The organism is Allobosea sp. GW822-FHT05A11, from assembly GCF_058800455.1.
On sequence record NZ_JBXAMI010000006.1, the window covers coordinates 71,437 to 85,425 of the forward strand.

The following is a 13,989-nucleotide window of genomic DNA, read 5'->3' on the forward strand; positions in this document are numbered from 1 at the left end:
GCTGCGGCGAACCCGCCGCGCGTCGGCCTTCCTTGCCTCAGGTTTCCTTGAAGCGATAGCCCACGCCGTAGAGCGTCTCGATCATGTCGAAATCGGCATCGACCTGATTGAACTTCTTGCGCAGGCGCTTGATGTGGCTGTCGATGGTGCGGTCGTCGACATAGACCTCGTCGTCATAGGCCGCGTCCATCAGGGCATTGCGGCTCTTCACCACGCCGGGGCGCTGCGCCAGCGATTGCAGGATCAGGAACTCGGTGACGGTGAGGGTCACCGGCTCGCCCTTCCAGGTGCAGGTATGGCGCTCGGGGTCCATGCGCAGCAGGCCGCGCTCCAGAGCCTTGGCATCCTCGGTGCGCGGGGCGGCGGTCGCATCCTTGGCGCCGGCGCGGCGCAGGATCGCCTTGACGCGCTCGACCAGCAGGCGCTGCGAGAACGGCTTCCGGATGAAATCGTCGGCGCCCATCTTCAGGCCGAAGAGCTCGTCGATCTCCTCGTCCTTGGAAGTGAGGAAGATCACGGGCAAGTCCGATTTCTGGCGCAGGCGGCGCAGCAGCTCCATGCCGTCCATGCGCGGCATCTTGATGTCGAAGATCGCGAGATCCGGCGGGTTCTGCTTCAGCCCGTCGAGGGCCGAGGCACCGTCGGTATAGGTCAGGATGCGATAGCCCTCAGCCTCGAGGGCGATCGAAACCGACGTCAGGATGTTGCGGTCGTCGTCGACCAGCGCAATCGTTGGCATAAGGCCTTCGTCTCTTTTTCTCGTTGCAATATACGGGCTCCCCTCTCGCGGGAGAGAGGCCAAAGCATGGCGGCAATCTAGCCGGAGCGGGGCGATTTGCCTATGTCCCCGTATCACAAGCCGGAAATCGCAAGGAGGTTCCATGGCCAGGGATGTCAAGGACGTGATTCAGCCGATGGACGAAGCCGTCCGACAGGAGGCCAGGGGCCTGCTGCGCGAGGCCCGCTCCGCCGCGCTCGCCACGCTCGGTCCCGATGGCCATCCCTCCGCGAGCCTGGTCGGGCTCGCCACCGACATCCAGGGCACGCCGATCATCCTGATCTCCGGGCTCGCCGCGCATACAAGCAATCTCGCCAATGATCCGCGCGCCTCGCTGCTGATCTCGCCCGGCGGCAAGGGCGACCCGCTCGCCCATGCGCGGATCACGCTGAAGGTCCGTGCCCGCAAGATCGACCGCGAGAGCGAGGAAGGCGCGCGCATCCGCCGCCGCTATCTCGCGCGCCTGCCGAAATCGGCGCTCTATGCTGATTTCCCGGATTTCAGCTTCTTTGCACTGGAGATCGAGGGCGCGAGCCTGAACGGCGGCTTCGCCCGCGCCTTTGCGCCGTCCCCGGCCGATCTCATGAGCGATCCGGCCCATGCCGCCGCGCTCGCTGAAGTCGAAGCCGGCGCCGTCGCCCATATGAACGAGGACCATGCCGAGGCGATCGGCCTCTATGCCACGCGATTGCTCGGGGCGAAGGCCGGCGATTGGCGGGCTATCGGGCTCGATCCGGACGGGCTCGACATGGCGCTCGGCAGCGCGGCACTGCGCCTGCCTTTCCCGACCTCTGTGGACGGGCCCGGCAACCTGCGGCGCATCCTCGCCGAGCTGGCAGGCAAGGCGCGTTCCCAGGCGACGTGACATCCCGCAAGCCGCCGGCATGCCCGGCTCCGGCGAAGACACGCGGCCATTTACCACAGGTTGAAATTCAATCGATTTAGAAAACCTCGCCGCGACGGCGGGCCTTTTCAATGACTTGAGCGAGGCGACGCATCGCCTTAAAGAGCATCGTGGCCGCAAGGCCTCGCCTTCGACGCCCTGGGCCTCGCCACCGGCCCCGGCGCATTCGTGAAGACAACGGGCCGCCCTCAGCATGGCCGGCCTCCGGAGGAATTCAGTGGACATTATCGGTCAGTTCAATGCCGCCCATGGTGCCGAAGGCTTCGGCTTCCGCAAGCTCAAGGCCGTGCACTGGAACCTGGAAGCGCCGCAGCTCTACGAGGAATCGCTGCACCGGGGCGAATCCCAGCTCGCCCGCGGCGGCGCGCTCTGCGCCGATACCGGCAGCCATACCGGCCGCTCGCCCAAGGACAAGTTCACGGTGCGCGACGCGCTGACCGAGAACACGGTCTGGTGGGACAACAACCAGGCGATGAGCCCAGAGCATTTCGAGACGCTGCTCGGCGACTTCCTCGCCCATGCCGAAGGCAAGGAGCTGTTCGCACAGGACCTCTATGGTGGCGCCGACCCCGTCCATCGCGTCAAGGCCCGCGTCTTCACCGAGATGGCCTGGCATTCGCTGTTCATCCGCAACCTGCTGATCCGGCCGCCGCGCGACGAGATCAACGCCTATGTGCCGGAGATGACGATCGTCGACCTGCCGAGCTTCAAGGCCGACCCGAAGCGCCATGGCTGCCGCAGCGAGACCGTCGTCGCAATCGACTTCACCCGCAAGATCGTGCTGATCGGCGGCTCGGCCTATGCCGGCGAGATGAAGAAATCGGTCTTCACCTATCTGAACTACGTCCTGCCGACCAAGGGCGTGGTGCCGATGCACTGCTCGGCCAATGTCGGCCCGAAGGACGATTCCGCGATCTTCTTCGGCCTCTCCGGTACCGGCAAGACCACGCTCTCGGCCGATCCGGAGCGCACGCTGATCGGCGATGACGAGCATGGCTGGTCGAAGGAGGGCATCTTCAATTTCGAGGGCGGCTGCTACGCCAAGACGATCCGCCTCTCGGCCGAGGCCGAGCCGATGATCCATGCGGCCTCGCTGCGCTTCGGCACGGTGCTCGAGAACACCGTCATGGACCCGCTGACGCGCGAGGTCGATTTCGACGACCAGAGCAAGACCGAGAACACCCGCTCGGCCTATCCGCTCGACTTCATCCCGAACGCCTCGCGCACCGGCCGCGCCGGCATCCCGAAGAACATCGTGATGCTGACGGCCGACGCCTTCGGCGTGATGCCGCCGATCGCCAAGCTGACCCCGGCCGAGGCGATGTATCACTTCCTCTCCGGCTACACCGCCAAGGTCGCCGGCACGGAGCGTGGGCTGACCGGCGTCGAGCCGGAATTCTCGACCTGCTTCGGCTCGCCCTTCCTGCCGCGGCACCCGTCGGAATACGCCAACCTGCTGCGCGACTTCATCGACAAGCACCATGTCGATTGCTGGCTGGTCAACACCGGCTGGACCGGCGGCCAGTACGGCACCGGCCGGCGCATGCCGATCCGCGTCACACGCCGCCTGCTCTCCTCGGCGCTCGACGGCTCGCTCAACCGCGCCGATTTCCGCCGCGACCCCTATTTCGGCTTCGCGGTGCCGAGCTCGGTGCCCGGCGTCGAGCCGCATATCCTCTACCCCGTGAAGACCTGGGCCGATAAGGCCGCCTTCGCCGAGACCGCGAAGAACCTCGTCGGCATGTTCGCCAAGAACTTCGCCAAGTTCGAGGACCATGTCGACGACGCCGTGAAGGCGGCGGCGCCGACGAATTACCTCGCGGCCTGACGCCAAGCCCTCCGGGCTGTGCTACGAGAGGCGGCCATGGGCCGCCTCTTTTTCATTGTGCTGAAGCTTCTCCTCACCCTCGTCATTCTCGGCGCCGCGACCTGGGGCGCGGGGCTCCTGCTGTTCCGCCTCTCGGGCACGACCGCGACAATCGCCGCGATCGGCTTCGGCATCGCGGCCTTGGCCGGACTCGTCGGCATCTGGACCAGCGACGCGCGCCTGTCGCTCGGCTTCGCCATGGTTTTCGTCGGTCTGCTCGGGTGGTGGAGCAGCCTCCAGCCCTCGCATGACCGCGACTGGATTCCCGAGCTCGCGCGGCTGCCCACCGTCACGCGCGAGGGCGAGGCCATCACCGTCTCCAACCTGCGCGATTTCCGCTGGCGCACGGAGGAGGATTACGACCAGCGCTGGGAGACGCGGCGCTATAACCTCGCAGCCGTCACCGGCGCCGATGTCTTCCTGACCTACTGGTCGGGCGAGGCGATCGCGCATCTGATGATCAGCTTCACTTTTTCCGATTCGGTGCCGCTCACCATCTCGATCGAGGTCCGGCGCGAGAAGGGCGAGGACTGGTCGGCGCTGGCCGGCTTCTTCCGCAGCTATGAGATGGCCTATGTCGCGGCCGACGAGCGCGACATCGTGGGCTTGCGCACCCATGCGCGGCGCGAGGATGCAAGGCTCTTCCGGCTCAGCGCCTCGGGAACGCAGGCCCGCGACCTGCTCGTCGCCTATATCGCGGATATCAACGACCTCGCCGCCAAGCCGCGCTGGTACAACACGCTGACGACCAATTGCACGACGGTGGTCTACCATCTCGTCGGCAGCGTCGCGCCGGGCTGGACATTCTCGCTACCGCTCGATCCGCGCGTGCTGCTCTCCGGCTACCTGCCGGGCTATCTCCAGCAGATCGGCGCGATCCGGCAGGATATCCCGCTGGAGGAGCTGGTCCGGCGCGCCCGCATCGGCGACCATGCCCGCACGCTCTCGCTCGACGATCCGCAGTTCTCGGCGAAGATCCGCGAGGGCGTTCCGGCCGGGCGGCCGTAAGTGTCATCCCGCACGCGCTGCAGCATGTGAATGCTGCAGCGCAGATGCGGGATCGTGCGCAGAAAAAGGCGCCTCTTCCGCCGCACGGTCCCGTGTCTGCGCAGCGGCACTGCGCGCCGCAGCGCGCACGGGAAGACACTCTTGTTTACCGGAAGAACAGCAGCGTCTGCACCACGAAGAGCGGGATCAGGATCGCCCCCGACCAGAGCATGTAGCCGAAGAAGGAGGGCATCTTCACCTTCCGGTCCTTGGCGATGGCGTAGACCATGAAGTTCGGGGCGTTGCCGATATAGCTGTTGGCGCCCATGAAGACCGCGCCGGCCGAGATCGCCGCCAGCGTCAGCGCCCCCGTCGTCATCAGCGCCTTCGGATCGCCGCCGGCCAGCTCGAAGAAGACGAGATAGGTCGGGGCGTTGTCGAGGAAGGAGGAGAGCGCGCCGGTCAGCCAGAAATAGGCCACCGTGTTGGCGCTGCCATCGGCATTGGTGACGAGCCCGACCAGCGGCGCGAAGGCGCCCGCCTTCCCCGCCTGCAGCATCGCCAGAACCGGGATGATGCAGATGAAGATGCCGGCGAAGAGCTTGGCGACCTCCTTGATCGGACCCCAGGAGAACTCGTTTCCGGCGCGGATAGGGCCGGGCGTGAGCTTGAGAGAGAGGCCGGCAAGCACGAGCAGAACGACGTCGCGCAGCAGGTTCTGGCCCTCGACGGGGACGCCATGCACGGTGAAGGCGACGCCCGGCTTCCAGTTCGCCGACATCAGGATCGCGACGATGACGCCGGCCAGCAACAGGATGTTGACCTTGCCCCAGAGCTTGATGGCGCGGTCCGGCGTCGGGTCCTTGAGCTTCGGAAAGCCCTCTTCCTTGCGGAAGAGAAAACTGTCGAGCGCGTAGAACAGGGCAAGCAGCACGACGACGGCGAAGGCCGTCTCGGGCAGCAGATGTTTCGTGGTCCAGAAGAAATCGACGCCGCGCAGGAAGCCGAGGAACAGCGGCGGGTCGCCGAGCGGGGTCAGCGAACCGCCGATATTCGAGACCAGGAAGATGAAGAACACGACGACATGGACGTTGAAACGCCGGTCATCGTTCGCCCGCAGCACCGGCCGGATCATGATGATCGAGGCGCCGGTCGTGCCGACGAAGCTCGCCAGCACCGTGCCGATCGCCAGCAGCACCGTATTGGTCGCCGGCGTGCCGTGCAGGTTGCCCGAGATCAGAATGCCGCCCGCGATGGTGAAGAGCGCGAAGAGCAGGATGATGAAGGGGATGTAGTCGAGCAGCGCGGTGTGGAGCAGAGCCCCCAAAGCCGGATCGACGCCACGCAGCAGAAACAGCGGCACCAGCGTCAGCAAGACCCAGAACGCGGCGAACTTGCCATAGTGATGCTCCCAGAGATGCGGGAACAGCACCGGGCCGAGCGCGATCGAGAGCAGCATGCCGGCGAAGGGCAGGGCCCAGCCGACACCCATGCTCGCGCCACCGATATCGCCTGCCGCCCAGGCGGCACCGGGCATCGCCACGAGCGCAAGCGACGTCGTTGCGATCAGCCGGCCGGCGAACCCCATCACGGCCCGCGCCCTTACGGCTTCGGCGGTGCGCCGATGACCGGCGGCGCATTGAGGTCGAACCCACCAGGCAGACCCGAAGCACCGAGGCCGGGGATCTGGATCGAGTCGAACTGCTTGTCGATCGCCTTCTGGTCGAGCTGAATCGCGGAGGCCTTGTAGTGCATCACCATGCTCGGGAAGAACACGACGAGCGCGACCATGATGCACTGGATCACCACGAAGGGCACCGCACCCCAGTAGATCTGGCCGGTGGTGACGGGCTCCATCATCCGGCCGGTGACGCGATCCTTGTAGGCGTTCTTCGGCGCGACCGAGCGCAGGAAGAACAGGGCGAACCCGAAGGGCGGATGCATGAAGGAGGTCTGCATGTTCACGCCGAGGATGACACCGAACCAGATCAGGTCGATGCCGAGCTTTTCCGCCGCGGGTCCGAGCAGCGGCACGATGATGAAGGCCAGCTCGAAGAAGTCGAGGAAGAAGGCGAGCAGGAAGACCATCACGTTGACGACGATCAAGAAGCCCGTCGCGCCGCCCGGCAGGCCGACCAGCAGATGCTCGACCCAGAGATGGCCGTTGACGCCGTAGAAGGTCAGCGAGAACACGCGCGCACCGACCAGGATGAAGAGCACGAAGGCCGAGAGCTTAGCGGTCGATTCCGTCGCCTGTTTCAGCAGATCGAAGGTCATGCGCTTCTTGCCGTAGGCGAGCAGGATCGCACCGGCAGCACCCATCGCGCCGCCCTCCGTCGGCGTGGCGACACCGATGAAGATGGTGCCGAGCACCAGGAAGATCAGCGCCAGCGGCGGCACCATCACGAAGACGACCTGCTCGGCCATGCGCGAGAGCAGCCCGAGGCCGAACAGCTTGTTGACCAGCGCGATGACGAAGGAGATCGCCACCATCAGTGACATCGTCAGCACGACGAAATCGGCGCCCGCCTGCAGCTTGGTGAAGAGCTTCATGTAGGCATAGGCGAGGACGAGCGAGATGACCGCGACGACAAGCAGCGACAGACGGCGGGTCTTACCATCGGCGTCCCGCAGGGTCTGAGCCTCCGGCGGCAGGCCGGGCGCGCGATTGGGATAGACGATCGTTATCAGGAAGACATAGCCCGCATACATCGAGGCCAGCACGAGGCCGGGGATGAAGGCGCCCTCGTACATGTCGCCGACCGAACGGCCGAGCTGGTCGGCGAGCACGATCAGGACGAGCGAGGGCGGGATGATCTGAGCAAGCGTGCCGGAGGCCGCGATGACACCCGACGCAAGGCGCCGGTCATAGCCGTAGCGCAGCATGATCGGCAGTGAGATCAGGCCCATCGAGATCACCGAGGCCGCGACGACGCCGGTGGTGGCAGCGAGCAGCGCGCCGACGAAAATCACAGCATAGGCAAGGCCGCCGCGGATCGGCCCGAAGAGCTGGCCGATGGTGTCGAGCAGGTCCTCCGCCATGCCGGAGCGTTCGAGGATCAGCCCCATGAAGGTGAAGAACGGCACCGCCAGCAGCACGTCGTTGTTCATCGTGCCGTAGATGCGCTCCGGCAGCGCCTGCAGGAAGTTCTCCTGGAACAGGCCGAGCTCGATGCCGAGCAGCGCGAAGAGCAGGCCGTTGGCGGCGAGCGCGAAGGCGACGGGATAGCCGAGCAGCAGGAAGACGACGAGGGCGGCGAACATCACCGGCGCCATGTTGATGCGCAGGAAATCGCCGACACCGCCGCCCGCCGCAAGGGCGTCGCCGGTATGGAGGCCGAAGAAGGCGAGGATCGTGAGCGCGAGCAGCAGGCCGGCGACGCGCGGAAGGCGATGAGCGTGCATGGGACGGTTCCGGACTTCTTGCGGGCCGCTCACGAGGCGAGGCCCTGTTCCTTGGCTTGGTCGAGCAGGCGCTGGGCTTCCGCCTCGGCGGCGGCCGCATGGCCGAGCGCCGCCTCGTGATCCTCCAGATCGCCACGCATGATCGCGATCTGCTTGATGATCTCGGAAACACCCTGGAAGGTCAGCATCACGAAGCCGATGACGACGAGCCCCTTGGCCGGCCATTGGGGCAGGCCGCCAGCCGAGAGCGACTGCTCGTTGATCGCGTAGGAGCGCATGAAGAACGGCCAGGAATGATAGACGATCAGCAGGCAGAACGGCATCAGGAAGAGCACATGGCCGATGAGCTCGATCCATTGCCGCACGCGCTGCGGCAGCATGCTGTTCACGATGTCGATGCGGATGTGCTCCTTCACCTGCATCGTCCAGGACGCGCACATCAGGAAGACGGCGCCGAACAGCATCCATTGCAGTTCGAGCCAGGCATTCGACGAGACGTTGAAGACCTTGCGGATGATGGCGTTGACCGCCGCCACGAGGACCGCGACGAGGATCAGCCAGGCGATCTTCTTGCCGATCTGGCTGTTGACCGCGTCGATGACCCGGCTGATGGCAAGGAGACCCTTCACATTCCCGCTCCCGTGAGGGCGCAATTTTGCGCCGTTTCCGCCCCTTTGTCGGCAGGATCGGTATAGGAGGGATGCGCGCCACGCAAGACGGTACGGGTCTTATCCATTGGACGAAAGGCGGAGGGCGCGCCTGCCTGTTTTCGCGTCAGCAGATGGCGGGAGAGTGTCGTCGGCAGCGAAGCGAATAATCGTTATGTTCGCATTCATCTTCGGAGAACATTATTCTCCCGGCTGCTTCCACCCCATCGATTCGAGGCGCAGATGTGCCGCTTCCTCGCCTATTCCGGCGTTCCCGTCTTCCTCGAGGACTTCGTCGCCTCGCCCTGCCATTCGCTGATCCACCAGTCGCTCCATGCCGAGGAAGCCAAGACCGGCACCAATGGCGACGGCTTCGGCGTCGGCTGGTATGGCGAGCGGCCCGAGCCCGGCCAGTACCGCGAGGTCAGGCCCGCCTGGTCCGACGAGAATCTGCTCTCGATCGCGCGGCAGGTGCGCTCGCATCTGTTCTTCGCCCATGTCCGCGCCGCGACCGGCACAGCGACGACGCGGGCGAACTGCCACCCCTTCGTCCATGGCCGCTATCTCTTCATGCATAACGGCCAGATCGGCGGCTATGGCACGATCCGCCGGCGGCTGGAGGCCCTGATTCCGGATTCGCTCTACGACGCCCGCGCCGGCTCGACCGATTCCGAAGCGCTGTTCCTGCTCACCCTTTCCCATCTGGCCGAGGGCATGGCGCCCGGCCAGGCGCTGGCCGCAGCGATTGTCGATGCGCTCGCGCTGATGGAACAGGCCGGCATCCGCGAGCCGCTGCGCTGCGCTGCGGCGCTCGCCGATGGCGACAGCATCCATGCCATCCGCTGGTCCTCGGACACCAAGCCGCCTAGCCTCTATGTCTGCGAACGGCCCGACAGCGTCGTCGTCGCCTCGGAGCCCGTCGATGCCGCGCGCGAATGCTGGCAGGCCCTGCCCTGCAACACGCTGGTCACGGTGCGGGGCGGCGCGGTGACGTTCTCGCCCCTCGAGATTGCGCTGAAACAGGCGGCCTGAGCCGGTATCAGCCCATCATCGCAAGCCGCTGCCGGGCAGAACAGCCATGCGCCGCTCGCCCTGACACGCCCCCGGTTGCGTTCCTACGTCGAGAGCCTAGCCTTGCTGTCCGGCGAGGCTCTCTCCGCGAAAGGCACGGGCGATGAAGAAGGGTTCCGATCTTCTGGTCGAGGCGCTTGAGAACGAGGGCGTCGATCGCGTCTTCGGCGTTCCCGGCGAGGAAAATCTCGACGTCGTCGAATCCCTGCGCAAATCGAAGATCGAGCTGGTGCTGACGCGGCACGAGCAGGCCGCCGCCTTCATGGCCGCGACGCATGGGCGCCTGACCGGCCGCCCCGGCGTCTGCATCGCGACCCTCGGGCCGGGCGCGCTCAATTTCTCGACAGGCGCGGCCTATGCCCATCTCGGCGCGATGCCGATGATCCTCATCACCGGGCAGAAGGCGATCATGACCGCCAAGCAGGCGCGCTTCCAGATCGTCGATGTCGTCGCCTCGATGCGCCCGCTGACCAAGATGACCCGCCAGATCGTCAGCCCCGCCAGCATTCCCTCGGTGGTGCGCGACGCCTTCCGCGTCGCGATGGAGGAGCGGCCGGGCCCCGTCCATCTCGAACTGCCCGAGGACGTGGCGGCCGAGGAGGTCGAGGACATTCCGGCGATCCCGGTCCATCCGCTGGACCGGCCGATCGCGCCGGCCGGAGCGATCGATCGGGCTGCACAGATGATCCTTGCCGCCAAGCGGCCGCTGGTGATGATCGGCGCCGCCGGCAACCGGCCGCGCCTGGTCGAGCCGCTCTCGGCTGCGGTACGCCGCATCGGCCTGCCCTTCTTCAACACCCAGATGGGCAAGGGCGCCGTCACCGGCGGCTCGAACCTCTATCTCGGCACGGCGGCGCTCTCCGAAGGCGACTATGTCCATGAGGCCGTGGCCGCAGCCGACCTGATCATCGCCGTCGGCCACGACACGATCGAGAAGCCGCCCTTCCTGATGCGCAATGCCGGCGGGCCGAAGGTGGTCCATCTCGGCTTCCAGTCGGCCAATGTCGAGCAGGTCTACCACCCCGATGCCGAGGTGATCGGCGATATCGGCGTCACGATGACCGGGCTCGCCGACCGGCTCGAAGGCAAGCTGCCCGAGCAGGAGCAGACGCTGGAACTGCGCCAGAAGATCCTGGCGAAGATCAATGCCCGCTCGGAAGAGGACCGTTTCCCGGTGACGCCGCAGCGGCTCGTCCACGACGTGCGGGCGGTGATGCCGGAGGACGGCATCGTCTGCCTCGATAACGGCATGTACAAGATCTGGTTTGCGCGGAACTACCGCACCCATGTCGCCAATACGCTGTTGCTCGACAATGCGCTGGCGACGATGGGCGCAGGCCTGCCCTCGGCGATGATGGCGGCGATGCTGCATCCGGAACGGCGCGTCATGGCCGTCTGCGGCGATGGCGGCTTCATGATGAACTCGCAGGAGATGGAGACGGCGGTCCGACTCGGGCTCAACCTCGTCGTGCTCGTCCTCAATGACGGCGCCTATGGCATGATCCGCTGGAAGCAGGCCGTTGATAAATTCCCGGATTACGGCATGACCTTCGGCAATCCGGATTTCGTCGCCTATGCCAAGGCCTATGGCGCCAAGGGCTCGCGCGTGGCCTCGGCCGAGGCACTGGTGCCCACTCTGGAAGCCGCCTTCAAGGGCGGCGGCGTCCATCTCGTCGATTGCCCGATCGATTACTCAGAGAACACCCGCGTTCTCGTCGAGGAACTCAGAAACAAGGTGCCGGACGTCGATCTCGCCTGATCCTCGGCACTCCCAGTGAATTCAAGGAGACGACCATGCTCCAGGTTGTGCAAGCCTATGACCGCGCTCCGATCACCGAGATCGAGACCGATGACGAGGCCGCGCTCGAACGCAAACTCCAGGCGGCTGAGGCCGTCTTCAAGGATCGCGACAACTGGCTGAAGCCGCATCAGCGCATCGCGATCCTGCGCAAGCTCGCCGGCCTCCTCGAAGCCAGGCGCGACCATTTCGCCATGCAGATCGCGCGCGAAGGCGGCAAGCCACTGCCGGACGCCATCGTCGAGGCGAACCGGGCCGTCGACGGCGTCTACAATGCCGCCGAGGAGCTCCGGAACTTCGCCGGGCGCGAGATCCCGATGGGGCTCTCGGCGGCGGCCGCCGATCGCTGGGCCTTCACCACCAAGGAGCCGATCGGCATCGTCGCGGCGATCTCGGCCTTTAACCACCCGCTCAACCTGATCGTGCATCAGGTCGCGCCGGCGATCGCGGTCGGCTGCCCGGTCATCGTCAAGCCGGCCGGCACGACGCCACTCTCCTGCATCGATTTCGTCAAGCTGGTGCACGAGGCCGGGCTTCCGGAAGCCTGGTGCCAGACATTCGTGCCCGCAGAGACCGCGCTGGCAGAGAAGTTCGCGACCGATCCGCGCATCGCCTTCCTGAGCTTCATCGGCTCGGCCAAGGTCGGCTGGTACCTGCATTCCAAGCTCGCCCATGGCGCCCGCTCGGCGCTGGAGCATGGCGGCGTCGCGCCCGCGATCGTCGATCGGAGCGCCGATCTCGACGGGATCATCGAGCCGATCGTGAAGGGCGGCTACTACCATGCGGGCCAGGTCTGCGTGTCGACGCAGCGCATCTATGTCCATGACGCGATCATCAACGACTTCACCGAGCGGCTCGTGGCGCGGGTGAAGAAGCTGCGCACCGGTGATCCTACCCTGAAGGACACCGAGGTCGGGCCGCTGATCATCCCGAAGGAGGCGGACCGCGTCGCCTCCTGGATCGACGAGGCCGTGAAGGGCGGCACCCGGCTCGCGACTGGCGGCAAGCGCCTGTCCGAGACGACGCTGGAGCCGACGGTGCTGATCGATCCCGATCCGGCAGCGCGCATCTCCAGCGAGGAGGTCTTCGGCCCGGTCGTGGCGATCTATCGCTACAGCAAGCTCGACGACGCCATCGCGCGGGCGAATTCGCTGCCTGTCGCCTTCCAGGCCAGCATCTTCGCGCAGGATATCGATGTCGCGATGCGGGCGGCAAACCGGCTCGACGCCTCCGCCGTCATGGTCAACGACCCGACCAGCTTCCGCGTCGACTGGATGCCCTTCGCCGGCCGGCGCGTCTCGGGCTACGGCACCGGCGGCATCCCCTACACGATGCATGACATGACGCAGGAGAAGATGATCCTGCTGAAGCGGCGTTGAGGAGGCGCAGCCTCTCCGTCATGGCCGGGCTTGTCCCGGCCATCCACGTCTTCCCTTGTCCGATGCGGTGTTCAAGACGTCGATGCTCGCCACCGGGGCGAGCATGACGGTAGCTGCAAGACGACAACGCCGAGACGCGTACAGCTCGGCCATGCTCTCGCAAGTATCCGGAGCATTCTCAATAGTTTGCGATCATTCTAAACTATCAGGATTTGGTTGACCCCTGCGCTGTGCGTGCCTAGGCACGGAGGATCTGCGCCGCGAATAGCCTGATCGCGACGTGCAACCGGGCCGGGTTCGCCGTGATCGTACCGTTTCTCATCATGCTCCGCGAAGGCATCGAGGCCGCGCTGATCGTCGGCATCGTCGCGAGCTATCTGGTCAGGAGCGGGCGGCGCGAGTGGCTGCCGGCGCTCTGGATCGGCGTCGGCCTCGCCTGCGCGGTGAGCCTCGCGGCCGGCGCGGCGCTCGACATCATCGTCGGTGAATTGCCCCAGCGCGGACAGGAATTGTTCGAGGCCGTGATCGGCCTGATCGCCGCGGCGATGCTGACCTCGATGGTGTTCTGGATGCGCAGGGCGGCGCGCTCGATCAAGGGCGAATTGCAGGCCGGCGTCGATATGGCGCTGGCAGGCCCGCATCAGGGGCTCGCGCTGGTCGGGCTCGCCTTCCTCGCCGTCGTGCGCGAGGGACTCGAATCCGTCTTCTTCCTGCTCGCCACCTTCCAGCAGAACAGCGGCTGGGCTCCTGCGATTGGAGCCGGACTCGGCATGGGATTGGCGGCCATCATCGGCTATGCGATCTATGCGCTCGGGGTGAAGCTCAACCTGCGCAGCTTCTTCCGCTGGACCGCCATCCTGATCCTGTTCGTTGCGGCCGGACTCGTCGCGAATGCGGTGCGTTCCCTGCATGAAGCCGGGCTCTGGAACCATCTCCAGCAGAGCGTCTACGATCTCGGCACGATGCTGCCGGCCGACAGTGCGCTCGGCACAATCCTTTCCGGCTTCTTCGGCTATCAGGAGCGGGCGGCGCTCGGCGAAGTCATCGCCTATCTCGCCTTCCTGATCCCGATGCTCGCCCTGTTCCTGGCCGGCGGCCGGCCGGAACAGGCAGCCGCAGCGCCCCGCTTCGAAACGCGGCGCTCGCCCCGCCT

The 13,989-nt window shown here is 66.0% G+C and carries 10 protein-coding genes and 1 pseudogene; 7 read left to right on the forward strand and 4 right to left on the reverse strand.

What is annotated here, in order from left to right:
- Positions 1 to 37 precede the first annotated feature (37 nt).
- Positions 38 to 739 (reverse strand): response regulator transcription factor, encoded by a 702-nt coding sequence (locus AC1RLU_RS20020; protein ID WP_061971764.1) that lies wholly within the window; start codon positions 737 to 739, stop codon positions 38 to 40.
- 142 nt (positions 740 to 881) lie between these two features.
- Here AC1RLU_RS20020 and AC1RLU_RS20025 point away from each other — a divergent pair, with 142 nt between their 5' ends.
- The 3 genes from AC1RLU_RS20025 (at position 882) to AC1RLU_RS20035 (ending at position 4,557) form a co-directional block, all read left to right on the forward strand.
- A complete protein-coding gene (locus AC1RLU_RS20025) occupies positions 882 to 1,643 on the forward strand; it encodes a HugZ family pyridoxamine 5'-phosphate oxidase (RefSeq protein WP_492797764.1) in 762 nt (253 codons plus the stop codon).
- 232 nt (positions 1,644 to 1,875) lie between these two features.
- Positions 1,876 to 3,510 carry a phosphoenolpyruvate carboxykinase gene (locus AC1RLU_RS20030; protein WP_061971760.1) on the forward strand — a complete coding sequence of 545 codons (1,635 nt, stop codon included), beginning with the start codon at positions 1,876 to 1,878 and terminating at the stop codon, positions 3,508 to 3,510.
- Positions 3,511 to 3,546: 36 nt separating this feature from the next.
- Positions 3,547 to 4,557: an Lnb N-terminal periplasmic domain-containing protein gene (locus tag AC1RLU_RS20035; protein WP_113586319.1), complete on the forward strand. Its 1,011-nt coding sequence runs from the start codon at positions 3,547 to 3,549 to the stop codon at positions 4,555 to 4,557.
- A 145-nt stretch (positions 4,558 to 4,702) separates the two neighbouring features.
- Here the strand turns inward: AC1RLU_RS20035 and AC1RLU_RS20040 are convergent, their stop codons facing one another.
- The 3 genes from AC1RLU_RS20040 to AC1RLU_RS20050 form a co-directional block, all read right to left on the reverse strand.
- The gene (locus tag AC1RLU_RS20040) at positions 4,703 to 6,124 is read right to left on the reverse strand and encodes a sodium:proton antiporter (RefSeq protein ID WP_492798213.1); all 1,422 of its coding nucleotides are present in this window, start codon (positions 6,122 to 6,124) and stop codon (positions 4,703 to 4,705) included.
- 14 nt (positions 6,125 to 6,138) lie between these two features.
- Positions 6,139 to 7,812, reverse strand: a complete 1,674-nt coding sequence (locus AC1RLU_RS20045) for a TRAP transporter large permease (protein ID WP_492798214.1) — start codon at positions 7,810 to 7,812, stop codon at positions 6,139 to 6,141.
- 158 nt (positions 7,813 to 7,970) lie between these two features.
- On the reverse strand, positions 7,971 to 8,570 hold the full coding sequence (locus AC1RLU_RS20050) for a TRAP transporter small permease subunit (RefSeq protein WP_492797765.1): 600 nt from the start codon (positions 8,568 to 8,570) through the stop codon (positions 7,971 to 7,973).
- Between the two features lie 261 nt (positions 8,571 to 8,831).
- On the opposite strand from AC1RLU_RS20050, the gene AC1RLU_RS20055 reads away from it, so the two are divergent.
- From AC1RLU_RS20055 to efeU, 4 genes and pseudogenes are all read left to right on the forward strand, one after another.
- The gene (locus tag AC1RLU_RS20055; protein WP_492797766.1) at positions 8,832 to 9,620 is read left to right on the forward strand and encodes a class II glutamine amidotransferase; all 789 of its coding nucleotides are present in this window, start codon (positions 8,832 to 8,834) and stop codon (positions 9,618 to 9,620) included.
- Positions 9,621 to 9,762: 142 nt separating this feature from the next.
- Positions 9,763 to 11,418, forward strand: coding sequence for an acetolactate synthase large subunit (locus AC1RLU_RS20060; RefSeq protein ID WP_492797768.1), 1,656 nt, complete (start codon positions 9,763 to 9,765; stop codon positions 11,416 to 11,418).
- A 35-nt stretch (positions 11,419 to 11,453) separates the two neighbouring features.
- On the forward strand, positions 11,454 to 12,836 hold the full coding sequence (locus tag AC1RLU_RS20065) for an aldehyde dehydrogenase family protein (RefSeq protein WP_492797770.1): 1,383 nt from the start codon (positions 11,454 to 11,456) through the stop codon (positions 12,834 to 12,836).
- 302 nt (positions 12,837 to 13,138) lie between these two features.
- Positions 13,139 to 13,954: pseudogene (gene efeU / locus AC1RLU_RS20070) on the forward strand (iron uptake transporter permease EfeU); the annotation flags it as partial.
- Positions 13,955 to 13,989 lie beyond the last annotated feature (35 nt).